A 16,941-nucleotide genomic window follows, 5' to 3' on the forward strand; every position below is an offset into this window, starting at 1 on the left:
CGGTGTTGTGGTAGTCATCGCGCTGGGGTATGGCGTGCTCTGGCTTCTGGCCAAGGGCATGAGCGACAAGGTCGACTGACCATGCCACGGGCAAAATCTGCCAGTCCAGGCAGGTTGCAGATCGACTGTCCTGGGTGCAACGAGGTCCATGTGGTCAACATCGCGGGCGGCCATCCGGCCTGGTCGTTCAACGGCAATTTTGAGCGGCCAACGCTGTCCCCGTCGTTGCTCGTGCGCACTGGCCACTACTGCAATACCCCTCCCGTTCCTGGCAATTGCGCATGCGACTTCCAGCAGAGGTTTCCTGACGAGGAGCCGTGGGACTGGCCGTGCAGCATCTGCCACAGCTTCATTCGTGATGGACGTATCGAGTTCTTGGCTGACTGCACTCATGTTCTCGCTGGCCAAACGGTCGACCTCCCGGAGATCGAGTGATGTTCGGCTCTCTGCAGCTTAAGCTGATCGTCGCGCTGGTGCTGGCACTTGGCCTGTCCGGTGCCGGCTTCTGGCTGCATCACTCCGGCGTTGTGTCAGGCCGCGCAGAGGTTCAAGCACGATGGGACGAGGCGAAGGACCAGCAGGCGGCCGTGGTGGCCAAGGCCGACGCCTCAAATGCCGAGCAGACGCTCACCTGGACCAAGCAGTTCGCCGCAGCCGCATCCGTCTATGAAGGGGTGAACCATGAAAAGCCGCCGTCTGTTGCTGATTCCGTTGCTGCTGGCGTTGCCCGCGGCGATCTCCGGCTGCGCGACGAACCCGCCGCAGGCTGTCCCGGTTCCGTGCCCGCAGCTACCGCCCGTTCCCGCGCCGCTGATGCAGCCGCCGCTGCCGCCGCTACACAGCGCCTCGCAGATTCGGTCGCTGCTGTTCGAGTCGGCGACGCCTGCGACATCCGGGACCGACAGCAAAGCGCACAGATAGTCGGCCTGCAGGAAATCCTGCGCGCCGAGCGTGCTGGCCCGTGAACGGCATCGAGCTTTCCGTTCGCACGAACGTGAAGGACATCAGCAAGAAGCTGTCCAACCTGGCCAACAAACAGCTCGACTTCGCGACTGCGCAAGCGCTCACGACGCTCGCGAAGCAGGTGCAGCAGGGCGAGAAGGACAACATCCGAAAGACGTTCAAGCACCCGAAGCCTTTCACGGTGAACGCTGTGGGAGTGCGAGGTGCGACCAAGCGGACCCTGACCGCGACAGTGTTCGTGCGTCCAATTGCTGCCAAATACCTCAAGCCCTACGAGGAAGGCGGTCGGCACGTGCTGCCCGGCCGCGCGCTGTTGAACCCCAAGGACATCCGGTTAGACCAATACGGTCAGCTGACGCGTGCGACGCTAAAGCGTCTCAAGGCGCGGCGCGACGTTTTCATCGGACCCATGCAGACGAAGCACGGAACGATCAACGGTGTGTGGCAGCGCGTGAAGGCATCGAAGGGTCAGCCGGGAAAGCTGAAGCTGCTGATCCGGTTCGGCGACGCGCTGCCCGTCACCAAGCGGCTGGGGTACGCCCAGCGAGCACGGACGATCATCGACCGCGGCTTCAACCGGGCGTTCGGCGCGGCGATGGGCCGGGCCCTCGCCACGGCCCGGTGACCATCGAAGCTGAACGAGATGTTAAGATAGCCGGTCGGTCACATACATGAACGGAATGTTAAGCGGGTCCTTCCTGGCCGATCGACGATCGTGGGCATTGCGCGCCGCATTGGGGCACCAGCTACGGGTGCTGAAAGGTGTTCGCACCCCTCTGAGGTGATCGTTCTATTCCATGAACAACGGCATTTCGATCCGCGAGTTCGCTCGGCGCGAAGGCGTGTCCGACACACTGGTGCGTCGTGCCGTAAAGCAAGGCAGGCTAACGCTTTTCGCGGACAAGACGATCGATCAGGGTCTGGTCGGTTCGGCTTGGCGCGAGGGAAATGTTGGTCGCGCTGCGGCGCCACCGGCAGGTGCGAACACCGGTGCGAACACCTGCGAACAGGTGCGAACACCCCCAGCCGATGCTGGCCTCTGTTCGCAGCCAGATGAAGAGGCGGCCGACGAAGGCCTGGAGGCCGAGGCGCAGAGGCTGCTGGAGACCGGCGCCGTCGGGCTGCTTCCCTACGAGGCGGCCCTCACCAAGAAGGAAAACTACCTCGCGCTCCTGCGTCAGCTCGAGTACTCGCAGAAGTCGAGATTCCTGATCGAGCTTGCGAAAGCGGAGAGGGCGCTGTTTGAGGGTGCGCGTGCGGCGCGGGATGCCTGGCTCAACTGGCCGGCGCGCGTCGGCCCCCTGATTGCCGCTGACCTCGGGCTGGAGGCCGACAAGGTGACCGAGGTCATAACCGAGCATGTCCACAAGCACATCGCCCAGCTCGGCGAGCCCGACGTCCACTTCACCGAGGAGTAAGGAATCCCGCCTGGCACTGGCGTGGAGCCGCGGATGGACGCCGCCGCCGCGGATCAGTGTTCCCGCCTGGGCGGACCAGTACCGGAAGCTGGCCAAGGAAGCGGGCAGCACATCGGGGCAATGGTCGACCTCTACGGTCGAGGTGGCGCGCGGGCCCATGCTGGCGGTGACGGAACCAGGGGTTCACGTCATCACGGTCATGGTGAGCACCCAGCTACTCAAGACCGCGCTGCTGGAGAACATCTTCGGCTACTTCGCGCATCTGGACCCCTGTCCGATGTTGCTGCTGCAGCCGAAGGAAGACGCCGCCGAGCAGTTCAGCAAGGAACGCATCACGCCGCTGATTCGCGTGACGCCTGTCCTGCGGGAGCTTATCGGCACGAGGAAGACCCGGTCGTCCGACGAGACGCTGCTCTACAAGTCCTTCCCGGGCGGCTTTATCGCACTGGCCGGCGCTGGCAGTCCTGACAACCTGGCGCGCCGCCCGATCCGTGTCGTGCTGGCGGACGAGGTCGACAAATACCCGATCACCCGCGAGGGCGACCCGATCGCCCTGGCGGAGGAGCGGACGGCCAGCTTCGGAGCCAACTGGCTGTCGGTGCGTGCCTGCTCCCCCACGGTGGAGGACGAGAGCCGGATCGCCGACAGCTATGCCGAGTCGGATCAGCGTCGGGCCTCGGTAGCGTGTCCGCACTGCGGGCACCGCCAGTTCCTGGACTTCTTCAAGCACGTCGAGTGGGACAAGGAAGGCGGCCAGCACCAGGCCAAGGGCGCGCGGATCTTCTGCGAGCAGTGCGGATCCATGTGGTCCGAGGGCGAGCGGCTGCGGGCGCTTTCCACCGTGCGGTGGCACCAGACGCGCCCGTTCACCTGCTGTGGTCAGCGCCACGTGCCGATGGACGCGTACGACGAGGCCTGGAAGGCACAGGAGGCGGGGTCGATCGACAAGGTCTGGCAGTGGTGGGCCAGCGAGCGCTTCGCCGTGTTCCGGGCCATCTGCCCCGACTGCGGGAAGTTCGGGGTAGAGAACGAGCATGCCGGCTTCCAGGCCAGCAAGCTCTTCAGCCCATGGTCCAAGGACAAGCCGGCCGACATCGCCAGGAAGTGGCTCGCGGCCAAGGACGACGAGGACAAGAAGCAAACCTTCTGGAACACCCAGCTCGGCCAGCCGTATCGCCGCCACTCCGGCAAGGAAATCCAGATCGAGGCGCTCGCCGCGCGCTGCGAAGTGTGGCCGGCCTCGGTGCCGGACCAGGGCGCAGTGATCACGGCGGGCGTCGACGTCCAGGACTACCGCGTCGAGGTCGAGCATGTGGTGTGGGGCCGGAACGAGGAATCCTGGTCGATCGCGTACCACGTCATCGATGGCGAATTTTCGGACCCGAAGGTGCAGGTCCAGCTGGACATGTACCTGAAGCGGGTGTGGCAGCGGGCTGACGGCCGCGGCTTCGAGGTGATGGCGGCATGCATCGACTCGGGTGGTCACCACACCCAGGCGGTGTATGACTTCTGCAAGGCCAGGATCGGCCGGCGCATCTGGGCGGTGAAGGGTGAGTCCGCACGCAACGGCAAGCGGTCGCCGGTCTGGCCGACGGCGCGGCCGACGTCCAAGACGAAGAAGTCGTACCGGCCGGTGATCATCGGCGTCAACGCCGCCAAGGACACGATCGCCAGCCGACTCCGGAAGGAGACGCCGGGACCCGGCTACATGCACTTCCCGACGGATCGGGACATCAACTACTTCGCCCAGCTGACGGCCGAGCGTTCCGTGCTCAAGACCACGGCAGGGCAGCGGTACCGGGTGTGGGAGCTGAGGCCAGGGCGGGCGAATGAGGCGCTGGACTGCCGGGTCTATGCCTATGCAGCGCTCTGCAGCCTGTTGCACATGGGGCTGAAGCTGAACCGCCGCGCCGATGAGCTGGAGGCCTCGCTGGGGCCGCCCATCGAGCACAAGCCAGATGGCGAGGAAGCCGCAACCGACCAGGCGCCGGCGCGGAAGCCCGGGCCGACGGTGACGAAGGTCGAGACCACCAAAAAATCATTCTCGTCGCGGCTTGCGTAGCCGGGACATCCACTGCCGGCGCGCCGGCTCGGGAAAGTCATGCGATACGCCAACCCCTACAACCCGGCAACCAGCTTGCTGGCGGGGATGCCGACCGCGCAGCTGCAGCAGGCGCTGGCCGCTGCGCAGCAGGCATACATCGACCTGTCGACCGGCGCGAAGGGCGAGTCCTACAGCTACACCCAGGGTGACGGCTCCAAGTCGGTGACCTATACCCGAGCCAACCTGCCGGCGCTGCAGAACCTGATCCAGACCCTGCAAGCCCAGCTCGGCATCGTCTGCCGGCCGCGCCAGCCGGTCCGTCCGGTGTTCTGGTGATGGAGAGCCCAGTGCGCATCATCGGCCTCGACGGGCAGCCGCTGCGGCCCAACAAGGCCAAAGCCCTGGCGCCCGGCGGCAATGCGCCTTATGACGCCGCGGACATCTATGGGGAAAGCGTCGCCGCATGGCGGCCCTATCTCTATTCGCCGGACGGCGAGATCAACCAGTACCGGGACCGGATCGTCGCGCGTGTGCGCGACCTGGTGCGCAATGATGGATGGGCATCCGGTGTCGTCACCAGGATCCTCGACAACGCGATCGGTGGACACTACCGACCGCTCTTCCGGCCGGATTACAAGGCCCTGGCGGCATACACGGGAAACAAGGCGTTCGACGCCACCTGGGCGCACGAGTTCGCTCGCGTGGCCGAGGCGCACTACCGTTCGTGGGCCTACGACTCCAACCACTACTGCGATGCGGCCCGCAAGCTGAATTTCCCGCAGCTGATGCGGCTGGCGTTCCGGCACAACCTGGTCGATGGCGACGGCCTGGCCCAGATGGCATGGATTCCCGAGCGCATCGGCCGCGGGCGGGCGCGCTACGCGACCGCGATCCAGCTGATCGACCCGGACCGCCTGTCCAACCCTCAGCAGCGATTCGACCAGGAGTCGTCGCGCGGCGGCGTGCAGGTCGACAAGTTCGGTGCGGCCTATGCCTACTGGATCCGGCGTGCGCACCAGGGCGACTGGTGGGCGGCGGCTGACAGCGTGCGCTGGGATTCGATTCCACGCGAGACCGACTGGGGTCGGCCCATCATCGTGCACTACTTCGACCACGACCGCGCCGCGCAGCATCGCGGCGGCACTGGCATCTTCGCGCCGATCCTGCAGCGCATGAAGATGCTGGCGAAGATGGACACCGTCGAGCTCAATTCGGCGGTAATCAATTCGATCTTCGGCGCCTACCTCGAAAGCCCGTTCGACCACCAGTTGGTCGAGCAGGCCATCGGCGACAGCACGGATCTCGGCGCCTACCAGGACGCGCGCGCCTCGTTCCACCAGGACCGCAAGACGATGATCGGCGAGTCCCGCGTGCCGATCCTCTTCCCGGGCGAGAAGATCAACACGGTCAAGGCTGAGCGGCCCAACGCCAACTTCGCCAGTTTCGAGAAGGTCTTTCTGCGCAACGTGTCGGCGCAGACCGGCCTGTCGGCCCAGCAGGTCAGCCAGGACTGGTCCGACACCAACTACAGCTCCGCCCGCGGCGCGCTGCTCGAGGCGTTCAAGACGCTCAAGCGCCGCCAGACCGATTTCAGTCACGGATTCGCACAGCCCGTCGTCGGGTGCTGGCTGGAAGAGTCGATGGATGCGGACGACTACCCGCTCCCGGCCGGCGCGCCTCCCTTCGAGGAATGCCGCGCCATGTATGCCCGGGCGGAGTGGATGGGCCCGGCCCGCGGCTGGATCGATCCGGTCGCCGAGAAGCAGGGCTCCGTGCTCGGCATGGATGCGGGTCTGTCCACGCTCCAGCTGGAGTGCATGGAGCAGGGCCTGGACTGGGAAGAGGTGCTCGACCAGCGCAAGCGCGAGATCGAGAAATTCAACGAGCTGGGCATTCCGGTACCGACCTGGGCCGGCATGCAGGTGCCCGGCTACACGCCGGCCAGCGAAGTGACCAAGAAGCCGGAGGCCACCTGATGCAGTTCGCCCATCTCGCCCAGCGCATGTTCAATCGGCCGCTGGCGATTCACCCGGACAAGGCCGAAGTCATCATGGCGGCGCTCGGCGAGCGCTTCGGCATCACCCGCATGGTGCGGGTCGACGGCCAAGCGATTGATGTAAGCGCATCGATGTTCGACGACGAGCCCTACGAATACCGCGATCGCGACAACGGCTACGACATGGCGGGCCCGGTGGCCGTCATCCCCGTGCACGGCACCCTGGTGCAGAAGCTGGGCACCCTGCGCCCGTTCAGCGGCATGACCGGGTATGACGGCATCCGCCAGGCCTTCCTGACGGCGCTGAACGATCAGGCGGTCGAGGCGATTGTGCTGGACGTGGACTCGCCCGGCGGCGAGGTGTCGGGCTGTTTCGACCTGGTCGACACCATCTACGCAGGCCGCGGAACGAAGCCGATTCAGGCCATCCTGACCGAATCGGCCTATTCAGGCGCCTACGCCATCGCCAGCGCGGCGGATCGGATCTATGTGCCGCGCACCGGCGGCGTCGGGTCGATCGGCGTGATCTGCATGCATGTCGACTTCTCCAAGGCGCTCACGAGCGCCGGCGTGCAGGTGACCTTCATCACCTACGGCGACCGGAAGGCCGACGGACACCCGGAGATCCCGCTCTCCGCCGAGGCGCTCGAGCGCTTCCAGGCGGACATCGACACCATGGGCGAGCTGTTCGTCGAGACAGTCGCCCGCAACCGGAATATCGCGGCCAGCAAGGTTCGCGATACCCAAGCCGTGACGTACCTCGGAGCCGCCGGTGTGGCCCAGGGTCTCGCGGATGCAGTGGCGGCGCCTGATGCCGCATTTCGGGCGCTCGTTGCCGAGCTGGCCTAATCCCACACCTGGAGACACAACGATGAGCATGCGCAGCAAGCTGGTCGCGCCTTTCGCGCACCTTCTCGGCTTCCGGGCCTCCGAGGACGACGACGACACCCGGATGGCCGAAGACGACAAGCAGTGCGACGGCGAGTCCGACGAGGACTATGCCAAGCGCATGGAAGAGAAGGACAAGGCCAAGAAGGCCAAGAAAGCCGAGGATGGCCAGGATGGCGACGACGAGTCCGACGACAGCGACGAGGAGATGCGCGGCAGCAGCGCGGCGGCCCAGGCGCGTCAGCGTGAGCGGGCCCGCTGCAAGGCGATCTTCTCCTGCGCCGGCGCCGGCGTGCGTCCCGATGTGGCCGCCACGCTCGCCTTCAACACCTCCATGTCCCGAAAGGAGGCGATCGCCGTGCTCAACTCCACGGCCGCGGTCCATACGGGCGTGCTCGCCACTACCACCACCGAGGCAGCCGGCGCGACGAGTCGCGGGAATCTCGATCGCCGCATGGCCAGCCTGAAGGTCCCGCAGGCCGGCGCCGATGCCGGACCAGAAGCCCCGGCCGGGATGAGCGAGGTGGCCCAGGCCATCGTCGCCGCCGGCGAAAAGGCGCGCGGCAAGTAATCGCCGCCGCCATCCCACCACCCAGTCAGGAGTACCACGATGTCGCTCACTCCCAGTTCCATCGGGGACAACCCCCAGCAGCCCGGCGTGCAGGCCCAGGTGTACATCCCCGATCAGCTGATCGCCGATGCACGCAACCTGGTCTCCCAGCCGATCATCCTCGGCGCCGGCACGCTCAAGCGCGGCACGGTGCTGGGCCAGCAGACCGCCAACCCGATCGAGGCGACGGCCACGGCCGGCAATACCGGCAACGGCACCATCGGCTCGCTGAGCACCGGCGCCGCTCCCAAGATCGGCAACTACACCCTGACCGCCACGGACGCGACGCACTTCGATGTCGTCGACCCCGAGGGCGTCGCGGTGGGCGCCGCCACGGTCGGCACACCCTTCACCAGCACCGGCATCAACTTCACCCTCACCGCGGGCGGCACCGCCTTCGCAGCGGGCGATTCGTTCACCGTGCAGGTGTCCGATGCCGTCGGCGTCTACATCGAGAGCGTCAAGACGGCCAGCGATGGCAGCCAGAACCCGGTGGCGATCCTCGCCGATGACGCCGATGCGTCCGCCGGCCCGGTGAGTGCCGGCGCCTATCTGGCCGGCGAGTTCAACCTGGCCGCGCTGACCTACGACGCGTCCTGGACGCCCGCCACCCTGACCTCGGCGCTCCGTCCCTACGGGATCTTCGCCAAGGCCTCGATCTCCGCCGCGCCGCCGTCCAACAACAGCGCCCCGTAACCACCCGCCGTCCTTCGGCCCAGAGAAGCCCCGCGAATGCGGGGCTTTTTTTGTGCCGGTTTTCGACCATTCCCTTGGAGAGGCCCGATGACTGCCGCCAGCTCTTTTCCGTTCAGCACCACCGACCTCATCCAGGTCGTTCCCACCCTGAAGCGCGCCCAGAAGTTCCTGCTGGACACCTTCTTCACCAACATCAAGATGAGCGACACCGAGTACGTCGCCATCGACATCGACGTCGGCCTGCGCCGCATGTCGCCGTTCGTCAGCCCCCTGGTGCAGGGCAAGCTGGTCGAGCAGCGCCGCTACCAGACCAACATCTACAAGCCGCCCTACATCAAGGACAAGCGCGCTCCGGATCTGCGCAAGCCGGTGATGCGCCAGATCGGCGAGCGCATCGGCGGCGGCGAGCTGTCCGGTGCCGAGCGCGAGATGGCCAACATCAACTTCGAGATGGCGGACCAGATCGACATGCTCGATCGTCGCCTCGAGTGGATGGCCGCGCAGGCCCTCTCCACCGGCAAGGTCACCGTGTCGGGCGAGGGCTTCCCGACCGAGATCATCGACTTCGGTCGTGACTCGTCCCTCACGGTCGCGCTCACCGGCAACAACCGGTGGGGTGTGGCGGCCAATTTCGACGCGGATGGCCGTGACCCGGTGCCCGCCGCGAACATCGAGGTCTGGCAGCACCAGATCCTGAAGCTCTCGGGCGCCCAGGTGACCGACATCGTCTTCACTACCACCCCGTGGCAGTACTTCCTGAACGCCAAGGGCGTGCAGGGCGCCATCTACTACCCGAAGCTGGGGCAAGGTGGCAACGCGATCGATCCGGGCGCGCAGATCGCCCCGGGCGCGGTCTACAAGGGCCGCTGGGGCCAGTACAACCTGTGGGTCTACAACGACTGGTACATCGACGAGAACGGCGTCGAGCAGCCGATGCTGGTGGACGGCACCGTGCTGATGTCCGGCCCGCAGCTTCTGGGCACCCGGGCGTTCGGCCAGATCCTGGATCCGAACTTCAACTACGCCGCGCTTCCGTATGCGCCGAAGACCTGGGTGGAGAATGACCCGGCCCAGCGCATCCTGCTGATGCAGAGCTCGCCGCTGGTCATCCCCAGCCGCGTCAACGCGTCGTTCTCGGCCAACGTCTGCGCGCCGCAGGTGGCGTGATGAGCGCCGATCCGTCGACCACCTCCAAGACCGTGGAGGTGGTCGTTGCGGCCGGTCGGTCCGTCGTCGATGCCGACGGCGCGTTGTGCAGGGCGGGCGAGACGGCGAAGGTCGTCCACTCCGAGCTGAAGCGGTTGCGGGCACTCGGGTTCATCGCTGAAAAGGGCGAGAAGGTCGATGCCGGCGCGTCGGGTCCGAAGCTTTCGGCATCCGAAGGCCCCACCGTCAGGCTGGCCTGATGGCGATCGACTGGGACAAGGCGGTGCTCGCCCCCACGGAGGGCGTCTTCGGCGAGGCCGCCACCTACCTCCCAGCCGCCGGCGGCACGCTACCGATCGTTGGCGTGTTCGACGAGGCCTACCGGGAGGTGGATCTCGTCGATACGGGCGTCGGCGCCACGAGCGTTACACCGGTAATCGGTGTGCGCCTGGCGCAGTTCGTCGCCACGCCGGTTCAGGGTGACCAGGTGCGCGTTCCTTCCGTCGGAAAGCTCTACGTGGTCCGCGAGGTCAGGCCCGATGGTCACGGCTGGGCCAAGCTCATGCTCGGGTATACGGGGCAGGCATGACCACGTCGTCCGATCTGCGCCTGCTCGCTGCCGCCATCCTGAAGAACGCCACCGATGCGGGCACCAACGTCTTCGCCGCCCGCGACTGGCCGACATGGAAGGGCGGCTATCCGGTGCTCTACCTGCACACGCCGGTCGAGGAAAAGGAATCCCTCGGTCCCAACGGCGCGCCTCAATTCACCGTCACGTCAACCCTGCGCATCAGTGCACGCGTGCAGAAGCCGACGGCGGCTGATGGCTCCGGCGCTGCCGCCGCCGTGGTCGCCCTGGAGGTCATCCAGAGGCAGATCGAGGTTGCGCTGATCAACAACCCCGAGCTGATGAACCAGCTGCAGCAGTTCCCCTTCATCCGCACTGAGATGAAGGTCGACGACGATGGCGACCAGAACATCGCCGAGCTGGTGGTGGACGTCGGGATGGAGTTCTACCAGGGACCGGAGGACTTCTATCCCGTGGACGCGGTGCAGCTCGAGCAGATCACTGTCGACGCCGACCTCACGAACGTCGCCGACCCCCAGGGCACTTACGCCAACCCGCCATTCCCGCAGTCCGTGAACCCGGCCCCGCGCACCTCAGGGCCTGACGGGCGCGCCGAGGGCGGCCTCGACATCACCCTCCCGCAGTAGGAGCGGAACCATGCACATCTACCCCGCGCCGGGCCTCTCCGTGAGGGATCCGGTGAAGAAGGACCTGTTGCCGGACAAAGGCCGCACGGTCGACGAAAAGGATCCGTACTGGCTCCGCCGGCTCGCCGATGGCGACGTCGTGAAGGAGCTCCCCAAGCCCCCGCGTGCTGCCGCCAGCTCGCGCACTCGGAGTGACGCCGAATGAGCACCGTCCCCTTCAACACCATTCCCGCGAACCTCCGCGTCCCGCTGTTCCATGCCGAGGTCGACAACTCGCAGGCGAACAGCGGGCAGCAGAACCAGCGCACCCTGGTCATCGGCCAGATCACCTCCAGTGGCACTGCCGCGGCCGGCGTGCCGGTGATCAGCCAGGGCGTGTCCGATGCCATCGCGCTCGGCGGCCCCGGCTCCATGCTGGCCCTGATGACGGCGGCCTATCGCGCTTCCGACAACTTCGGCGAGGTCTGGTATCTGCCGCTGGCCGACGATGGTGCTGCGACGGCCGCCGCCGGCTCGGTTGCCTTTGCCGGCGCGCCGACCGAGGCCGGCACGCTATCGGTCTATATCGGCGCCTCCAAGCTGCTGCCGCCGGTGCGTGTTCCGGTGGCGACCACCGATACCCCGGACACGATCGCCACCGCCCTGGCTGCGGCCATCAATGCCGCCACCAACCTCCCGGTGACGGCGGCGGTGGATGGCACGACCCTCAGCAAGGTCAACGTCACCGCCAAGAACAAGGGCGAGGCCGGCAACGACATTGACCTCCGGCTCAACTACCAGGGCAGCGCGGGCAATGAGGCGACGCCGGCGGGCATCACGGTCACCATCGTCGCCATGTCGGCGGGTGCTACCAACCCGTCGCTCACCACGCCGCTGGCCAACCTGGGCGACCAGCCCTTCGACTTCATCGTGTGCCCCTACACCGATACCACGTCGCTGGACGCGCTGAAGGCACTGCTCAACGACCAGACCGGTCGCTGGAGCTGGACCTCCCAGCAGTATGGCCACGTCTTCGCGGCCTACCGCGGCACGCTCTCCGCCCAGACCACGTTCGGCCTCGCCCGGAACAACCAGCACGAGTCGATCCTCGGCTTCAACGATTCGCCGACCCCGAACTGGATCTGGGCCGCCGACTACGCCGGTGCGTGCGCCGTCGCCCTGCGCGCCGACCCCGGCCGGCCCATGCAGACCCTGGCACTGAGCACGACCTATGCTCCGCCCATCGCCTCCCGGTTCACCCTGAGCGAGCGCAATACGCTGCTCTTCGACGGCATCTCCACCTTCACGGTGGCGCAGGACGGCACGGTCGCGCTGGAGAACGTCATCACCAGCTACCAGAAGAATGCCTTCGGCCAGCCGGATGACAGCTATCTGCAGATCGAGACGATGTTCCTGCTGATGTACGTTCTGCGCGACCTCATGGGCGTCATCACGTCCAAGTTCCCGCGCATGAAGCTCGCTGCCGACGGCACCCGGTTCGCACCCGGATCGGCCATCGTCACGCCGGCGATCATCCGCGCCAACCTGATCGCCGAGTTCCAGCAGCTGGAATACCAGGGCTACGTGCAGGACAGCCAGGCCTTCGCCCAGGGCCTGATCGTCCAGCAAAACGCGACCAACCCCAACCGGGTCGACGTCCTGTGGCCGGGCACGCTGATCAACCAGCTGCGCGTCTTCGCCCTGCTGCTGCAGTTCCGCCTGTAACCCGCCCCACTATCCCACCTCTAAGTCGCCTTCGGGCGGCTTTTTTGTTGCCCGGAGACTGCAATGGCAAACAACTCCAACCGCCTCGCCGGCACGGTGAACCTGTCCGTCGACGGGGCCACCTACATGTTGGCCGGAGACTTCGAATACAGCCCGTCGGAGGTAGCCCGCGAGACGCTGGTTGGCCAGGACACGGTCCACGGCTACAGCGAAAAGCCGATCGCTCCCCACATCGGCGGCACCCTGCGCGATTCCGGCGGCCTCAGCGTCAAGGCGCTCAACGCCATGAGCAACGTCACGGTGGTCGCCGAGCTGGCCAACGGCAAGGTGATCATCGGCCGGAACATGTGGGCCGTCGAGCAGCAGGCGGCCAAGGCGACCGACGCCACCATCGAGATTCGCTGGGAAGGACCGCAGGGCAGCGTAAGCGAGACCTGATCGGGCCCGGCCGGATCCATCCCCTCATTCCTGGAGCACTACCCGCATGTTCGACGAAGAAGAAAAGACCATCACCCTGCGCAAGCCGGTGACCCTCGGCTCCGGCGACGGCGCCATTACCTACACGGAGCTGAAGCTGCGGGAGCCTCTGGGCCTTGAGCTGGAAAAGGCCTCCCGGGCGGATACCAATTTCGGGCAGATGATCACCTTGATCAGCCTCATCGCCAAGGTGCCGCGCGCAGCCGCTGAGCGTCTTTGCCAGCGTGACCTGCAGGAGGCAAACGACTACCTGCAGGGTTTTTCGGAGCGTGGTCAGCCCGCGGAAACGGCTGGCCAGAGCTGATCGCCGAGCTCACCCGCTTCTACCACTGGGGGCCGCGGGAAGCGTGGTCCCTGACCCTGACCGAGCTTGCCTGGTGGAACGACCAGGCGCACCGGATGACGCCCCATGAGTAACGTCTTCACCATCACGATCAGCGCGGTGGACAAGGCGACGGCGACCGTCCGCAAGGTCAACGATGCCATGGGCCGGATCACCCGGCCCTTCGAGCAGGCGGGGAAGTCATTCAAGGGACTCGGCCGCGAGCTGGGCTTCGAGAAGATCGGCAAGAACCTGGCCAGCATCGGCCAGTCCGCCGGGCGCGCGGCGCGCGGCATCGGGTCGATCGTCGCGCCGATGGCGGCAGTCACCGGTGTCGCCTCGGTCGGCGGCGTCATCGCGCTGGCCGATGGCTGGGCCAAGCTCGGTCGCAACGTCACCTACTCGGCGCAGAATATCGGCATCGGCACCGATCGCCTGCAGGCCTTCCAAGGCATGGCCAAGCTGGCCGGCATCTCTTCGGACACGATGACCCAGAGCCTACAGACGCTCGGCGACACCATGGAGGACGCACTCTATGGCCGCAACCAGCAGGCGCTGATGCTGTTCAACCGGTTGGGTGTCGGCATCAAGCGCACCTCGGACGGAGCACTGGACGCCGCCGGCGAGTTCCGCGCCCTCGCGTCCGCCATCTACAACATCAAGTCGCCCCAGCAGCAGAACCTGGTTGCTGGCCAGTTCGGCTTGACCGGCCTGCTCCCGCTGATCCGGCAAGGACCTGCGGCGATGGACAAGCTCATGGCACGCGCTCGGGCGCTCGGCCTGGTCATGGACGGTCCCGCCCTGAAGGCGGCCAACAACTTCGCCATGAGCATCGAGGGTCTGAAGGCGTCCGGCGAGGGCCTGCGCAATGCGATCGGCAACGCGATCATCCCCGCCATCAAGCCGCTGGTCGACCAGCTCACCGGCTGGATCTCGAAGAATCGTGAGCTGATCTCGGCCAAGGTCGGGGAGTGGGCGCGCGATTTCGGCAAGTGGCTCAAGAGCATCGACTGGCAGAAGGTGGGCGCCGGCATCACCGGATTCATCAAGGGAGTCGGCGACCTGGTCGACTGGCTCGGCGGCTGGAAGAAGGCAGCGATCGGAGTGGGCATCGTCATGGGCGCCGGCTTCATCTCGAACGTGGTTTCGCTTGGCGCCAACGTGGTGCTGCTCGGCGTGCGCATCGGTGGCCTGATCACCAAGATGTGGGGCCTGAAGGCCGCCGCAGATGCGGCCAGTGCCGCCTCAGCAGGCGGCATGGCATCGTCGCTCGGGATGCTTGGCAAGGCTGGCCTATATGGTGCCGCCGCAGCCGGCGGCATCTACCTCGGCAGCAAGATCAGCGACGCGATGGACGGCACGACCTTCGGTGACAAGTTCTCGCACTACAACACCAAGTATCTCGGCGCCGCGCTCAGCCTGATCGGATTCAAGAACAACCAGTTCTCGCGCGCCGCGCGCTACGACGGCTACGACCAGAAGTACAGCGGCGCCGGCAGCGCTGCGGGCATCGATGCCGGGTTGAGCGCTCGCGTCGTCAGCTACTTCGAGAAGCAGGGCTGGTCGCTGGCGCAGGCCAAGGGCATCGCCGCCAACCTGATGAGCGAGAGCGCGCTGAACCCCAATGCGCGCGGCGACAACGGCCGCGCCTACGGACTCGCGCAGTGGCATGCCGATCGGCAGGGCGCGTTCGCCAAATGGGCCGGCAAGCCGCTCCAGGGGTCCTCCCTACAGGACCAGCTCGGCTTCGTGCAGTACGAGCTGACCAAGGGGTCCGAGCAGCGCGCCGGCGCGCTCCTGCGCGGCGCGCAGACCGCCGACATGGCCGGCCGCATCGTGTCCAACTACTACGAGCGCCCGGCCTCGCCGGCCGAGGCGGCACGCCGTGGCGCGCTTGCCCAGCAGCTGGCCGCGCCCGCCGGCCCGTATTCGTCGGGTTCGGGCCAGTCCGGCAAGGTGCATGTCGAGGTCGAGCTGAAGAACGCACCCCCGGGAACCAAGGCCACCGCCAAGTCGAGCGGCGCGGCCGAGGTCTCCCTCCCCCGCATCGGGTATTCCCAGGTAGGTGACTGGTGAGCTGGCAGGATCAACTGCGGCAGGCCTCCTTTCGTGGCGTCCCCTTCGCCGTGCTCGGCGGGGATGCCAGCTTCGGGCGCCGCGTCGCAGTGCACGAATACCCGAAGCGCGACAAGCCCTACGTGGAGGATCTCGGCCGGGCAACCAGGCGCATCCACCTGGTGGGATTCCTGGTCGAGAACAGCCTCGTCTATGGCGGCGGCAGCGTCATCGCGCAGCGCGACGCCATGGTCGCAGCCGCAGAATCGGCGGGGAAGGGGACGCTGGTCCACCCGACGCTCGGCGAGCTGCAGGTCAGCATCCCGGATGGCGGACTGGTGGTCAGTGAGCGCTGGGACACCGGCCGGTATTTCGAGCTCGGCTTCAGCTTCATCGAATCGGGCGACCGGATCTTCCCCAGCGTCGCTCAGTCGGGGCAGAGCCTGCTCGGAAGCCTGGCCGATGCTTTGGACCTTTCGGCTGCGCTCGACTTCGTCGGCCGCATGACCGAATCGATCAACCTCGGACTCGGCATCGTCCAGGGCGTCATCAGCATGGGCGACGCCATCGTGGCGCAGGTGGTGAGTACGGCGGCCGGCTTCCAGGTGATCATCGGCCAAGCCTCCCGAGACGCCACCAGCCTGGCCAACCTCGCCAGCCTGCTCACCGGCAATTTCGGGCGATATACCCAGGCCAACGTGAGCTCGGCGTTCGCGGCCGCGCGGACGTCCTCCGGTAGCACGGGCCCGACCATCGCCTCGCTCACGGCCAAAGGCGCGCAGGACCGCCAGGCCGTGGCGACCGCGTCGGATGCACTTTCGGCCGCGGCCAGCGGCATCGATTCGTCCACCGTCTCCGCCTTTCCGATAGCTGCGCAGGCGCTGCTGCAGACCCTGCAGTCCTCGATCGCGAACCCGGGCGATGCGCTGCGGCTGCTCGGTGGCCTCGCAGGCTATGTGCCCGCGGCGGTTCCCGGGTCTGGGCAGACGGTGGCAGGCATGCAGGTCGCCCAGGACGCTGTGAGCGCGCTGCTGCGCCGCGCGGCCATCGGTGCGCTGGGGCGATCCCTTGCTTCCTTTGTGCCGTCCTCCTACGACGATGCCGCCGCGACGCGCGAGACCGTCACGGAGATCCTCGATGCTGAGATCCTGATTGCCGGCGATAGCGGCGACGACGGAAGCTTCACTGCGCTGCGCGCGCTCCGCCAGAGCGTGGTGAGCTACCTCACCGAAGAGGGCGCCAACCTAGCCAGGCTCGAGACGTTCACTTTCGCCGCGCCGCAGCCTTCGCTGGTGCTCGCCAACCGCATCTACCAGGACGCCAGCCGGTCGGATCAGCTCATCTCGCAAGCCGATCCCGTGCACCCGGCTTTCATGCCGCGCAGCTTCCGCGCCCTGGCCAACTGAA

The 16,941-nt window shown here is 66.6% G+C and carries 20 protein-coding genes; all 20 read left to right on the top strand.

Annotated elements, in window-relative coordinates:
- Positions 1–81: 81 nt before the first annotated feature.
- The 20 genes from NC595_RS18435 (at position 82) to NC595_RS18530 (ending at position 16,940) form a co-directional block, all read left to right on the top strand.
- Positions 82–435, top strand: coding sequence for a ubiquitination-like system serine protease family protein (locus NC595_RS18435; RefSeq protein WP_256489587.1), 354 nt, complete (start codon positions 82–84; stop codon positions 433–435).
- On the top strand, positions 435–965 hold the full coding sequence (locus tag NC595_RS18440) for a hypothetical protein (RefSeq protein ID WP_253568826.1): 531 nt from the start codon (positions 435–437) through the stop codon (positions 963–965). Before NC595_RS18435 ends, NC595_RS18440 begins: the two co-directional genes overlap by 1 nt.
- Positions 962–1,588 carry a hypothetical protein gene (locus NC595_RS18445; protein ID WP_253568827.1) on the top strand — a complete coding sequence of 209 codons (627 nt, stop codon included), beginning with the start codon at positions 962–964 and terminating at the stop codon, positions 1,586–1,588. The genes NC595_RS18440 and NC595_RS18445 overlap by 4 nt, the downstream gene beginning before the upstream one ends.
- Positions 1,589–1,760: 172 nt before the next feature.
- Entirely contained in the window at positions 1,761–2,381 is a 621-nt protein-coding gene (locus NC595_RS18450) for a hypothetical protein (RefSeq protein ID WP_253568828.1), read from the top strand.
- Entirely contained in the window at positions 2,323–4,443 is a 2,121-nt protein-coding gene (locus NC595_RS18455; protein WP_253568829.1) for a phage terminase large subunit family protein, read from the top strand. Before NC595_RS18450 ends, NC595_RS18455 begins: the two co-directional genes overlap by 59 nt.
- A 39-nt stretch (positions 4,444–4,482) precedes the next feature.
- A complete protein-coding gene (gene gpW, locus NC595_RS18460) occupies positions 4,483–4,761 on the top strand; it encodes a gpW family protein (protein ID WP_253568831.1) in 279 nt (92 codons plus the stop codon).
- Positions 4,762–4,772: 11 nt separating this feature from the next.
- On the top strand, positions 4,773–6,401 hold the full coding sequence (locus NC595_RS18465; protein WP_253568833.1) for a phage portal protein: 1,629 nt from the start codon (positions 4,773–4,775) through the stop codon (positions 6,399–6,401).
- Positions 6,401–7,270, top strand: coding sequence for a S49 family peptidase (locus NC595_RS18470; RefSeq protein WP_253568834.1), 870 nt, complete (start codon positions 6,401–6,403; stop codon positions 7,268–7,270). The genes NC595_RS18465 and NC595_RS18470 overlap by 1 nt, the downstream gene beginning before the upstream one ends.
- A gap of 28 nt (positions 7,271–7,298) precedes the next feature.
- Complete coding sequence (locus NC595_RS18475; RefSeq protein ID WP_253568835.1) at positions 7,299–7,880, top strand: hypothetical protein; 582 nt, start codon at positions 7,299–7,301, stop codon at positions 7,878–7,880.
- Positions 7,881–7,919: 39 nt separating this feature from the next.
- Entirely contained in the window at positions 7,920–8,615 is a 696-nt protein-coding gene (locus NC595_RS18480) for a head decoration protein (RefSeq protein ID WP_253568837.1), read from the top strand.
- 87 nt (positions 8,616–8,702) lie between these two features.
- Positions 8,703–9,782, top strand: coding sequence for a major capsid protein (locus NC595_RS18485; protein ID WP_253568839.1), 1,080 nt, complete (start codon positions 8,703–8,705; stop codon positions 9,780–9,782).
- A complete protein-coding gene (locus NC595_RS18490; protein ID WP_253568840.1) occupies positions 9,782–10,021 on the top strand; it encodes a hypothetical protein in 240 nt (79 codons plus the stop codon). Before NC595_RS18485 ends, NC595_RS18490 begins: the two co-directional genes overlap by 1 nt.
- A complete protein-coding gene (locus NC595_RS18495; protein ID WP_253568842.1) occupies positions 10,021–10,350 on the top strand; it encodes a head-tail joining protein in 330 nt (109 codons plus the stop codon). Before NC595_RS18490 ends, NC595_RS18495 begins: the two co-directional genes overlap by 1 nt.
- On the top strand, positions 10,347–10,976 hold the full coding sequence (locus NC595_RS18500; RefSeq protein WP_253568844.1) for a hypothetical protein: 630 nt from the start codon (positions 10,347–10,349) through the stop codon (positions 10,974–10,976). The genes NC595_RS18495 and NC595_RS18500 overlap by 4 nt, the downstream gene beginning before the upstream one ends.
- A 10-nt stretch (positions 10,977–10,986) precedes the next feature.
- A complete protein-coding gene (locus NC595_RS18505) occupies positions 10,987–11,181 on the top strand; it encodes a DUF2635 domain-containing protein (protein ID WP_253568845.1) in 195 nt (64 codons plus the stop codon).
- Positions 11,178–12,680, top strand: coding sequence for a phage tail sheath subtilisin-like domain-containing protein (locus NC595_RS18510; protein WP_253568847.1), 1,503 nt, complete (start codon positions 11,178–11,180; stop codon positions 12,678–12,680). The genes NC595_RS18505 and NC595_RS18510 overlap by 4 nt, the downstream gene beginning before the upstream one ends.
- 63 nt (positions 12,681–12,743) lie before the next feature.
- Entirely contained in the window at positions 12,744–13,118 is a 375-nt protein-coding gene (locus tag NC595_RS18515; RefSeq protein WP_253568849.1) for a phage tail tube protein, read from the top strand.
- Positions 13,119–13,164: 46 nt separating this feature from the next.
- A complete protein-coding gene (locus NC595_RS18520; RefSeq protein WP_253568851.1) occupies positions 13,165–13,461 on the top strand; it encodes a phage tail assembly protein in 297 nt (98 codons plus the stop codon).
- A 105-nt stretch (positions 13,462–13,566) separates the two neighbouring features.
- A complete protein-coding gene (locus tag NC595_RS18525) occupies positions 13,567–15,555 on the top strand; it encodes a phage tail tip lysozyme (protein WP_253568853.1) in 1,989 nt (662 codons plus the stop codon).
- Complete coding sequence (locus NC595_RS18530; RefSeq protein WP_343214922.1) at positions 15,552–16,940, top strand: DNA circularization protein; 1,389 nt, start codon at positions 15,552–15,554, stop codon at positions 16,938–16,940. Before NC595_RS18525 ends, NC595_RS18530 begins: the two co-directional genes overlap by 4 nt.
- Position 16,941 lies beyond the last annotated feature (1 nt).

The organism is Dyella lutea (genome assembly GCF_024158035.1).
GTDB classification, from domain to species: Bacteria; Pseudomonadota; Gammaproteobacteria; order Xanthomonadales; family Rhodanobacteraceae; genus Dyella_A; species Dyella_A lutea.

What these genes read in the sequence shown, in the direction of transcription:
- NC595_RS18520 (WP_253568851.1), top strand. Translation starts at nt 13,165, where the DNA reads ATGTTCGACGAAGAAGAAAAGACCATCACCCTGCGCAAGCCGGTGACC.
- NC595_RS18525 (WP_253568853.1), top strand. Translation starts at nt 13,567, where the DNA reads ATGAGTAACGTCTTCACCATCACGATCAGCGCGGTGGACAAGGCGACG.
- NC595_RS18450 (WP_253568828.1), top strand. Translation starts at nt 1,761, where the DNA reads ATGAACAACGGCATTTCGATCCGCGAGTTCGCTCGGCGCGAAGGCGTG.
- NC595_RS18470 (WP_253568834.1), top strand. Translation starts at nt 6,401, where the DNA reads ATGCAGTTCGCCCATCTCGCCCAGCGCATGTTCAATCGGCCGCTGGCG.
- NC595_RS18435 (WP_256489587.1), top strand. Translation starts at nt 82, where the DNA reads ATGCCACGGGCAAAATCTGCCAGTCCAGGCAGGTTGCAGATCGACTGT.
- NC595_RS18515 (WP_253568849.1), top strand. Translation starts at nt 12,744, where the DNA reads ATGGCAAACAACTCCAACCGCCTCGCCGGCACGGTGAACCTGTCCGTC.
- NC595_RS18475 (WP_253568835.1), top strand. Translation starts at nt 7,299, where the DNA reads ATGCGCAGCAAGCTGGTCGCGCCTTTCGCGCACCTTCTCGGCTTCCGG.
- NC595_RS18500 (WP_253568844.1), top strand. Translation starts at nt 10,347, where the DNA reads ATGACCACGTCGTCCGATCTGCGCCTGCTCGCTGCCGCCATCCTGAAG.
- gpW (WP_253568831.1), top strand. Translation starts at nt 4,483, where the DNA reads ATGCGATACGCCAACCCCTACAACCCGGCAACCAGCTTGCTGGCGGGG.
- NC595_RS18455 (WP_253568829.1), top strand. Translation starts at nt 2,323, where the DNA reads ATGTCCACAAGCACATCGCCCAGCTCGGCGAGCCCGACGTCCACTTCA.
- NC595_RS18490 (WP_253568840.1), top strand. Translation starts at nt 9,782, where the DNA reads ATGAGCGCCGATCCGTCGACCACCTCCAAGACCGTGGAGGTGGTCGTT.
- NC595_RS18510 (WP_253568847.1), top strand. Translation starts at nt 11,178, where the DNA reads ATGAGCACCGTCCCCTTCAACACCATTCCCGCGAACCTCCGCGTCCCG.
- NC595_RS18440 (WP_253568826.1), top strand. Translation starts at nt 435, where the DNA reads ATGTTCGGCTCTCTGCAGCTTAAGCTGATCGTCGCGCTGGTGCTGGCA.
- NC595_RS18505 (WP_253568845.1), top strand. Translation starts at nt 10,987, where the DNA reads ATGCACATCTACCCCGCGCCGGGCCTCTCCGTGAGGGATCCGGTGAAG.
- NC595_RS18485 (WP_253568839.1), top strand. Translation starts at nt 8,703, where the DNA reads ATGACTGCCGCCAGCTCTTTTCCGTTCAGCACCACCGACCTCATCCAG.
- NC595_RS18480 (WP_253568837.1), top strand. Translation starts at nt 7,920, where the DNA reads ATGTCGCTCACTCCCAGTTCCATCGGGGACAACCCCCAGCAGCCCGGC.
- NC595_RS18495 (WP_253568842.1), top strand. Translation starts at nt 10,021, where the DNA reads ATGGCGATCGACTGGGACAAGGCGGTGCTCGCCCCCACGGAGGGCGTC.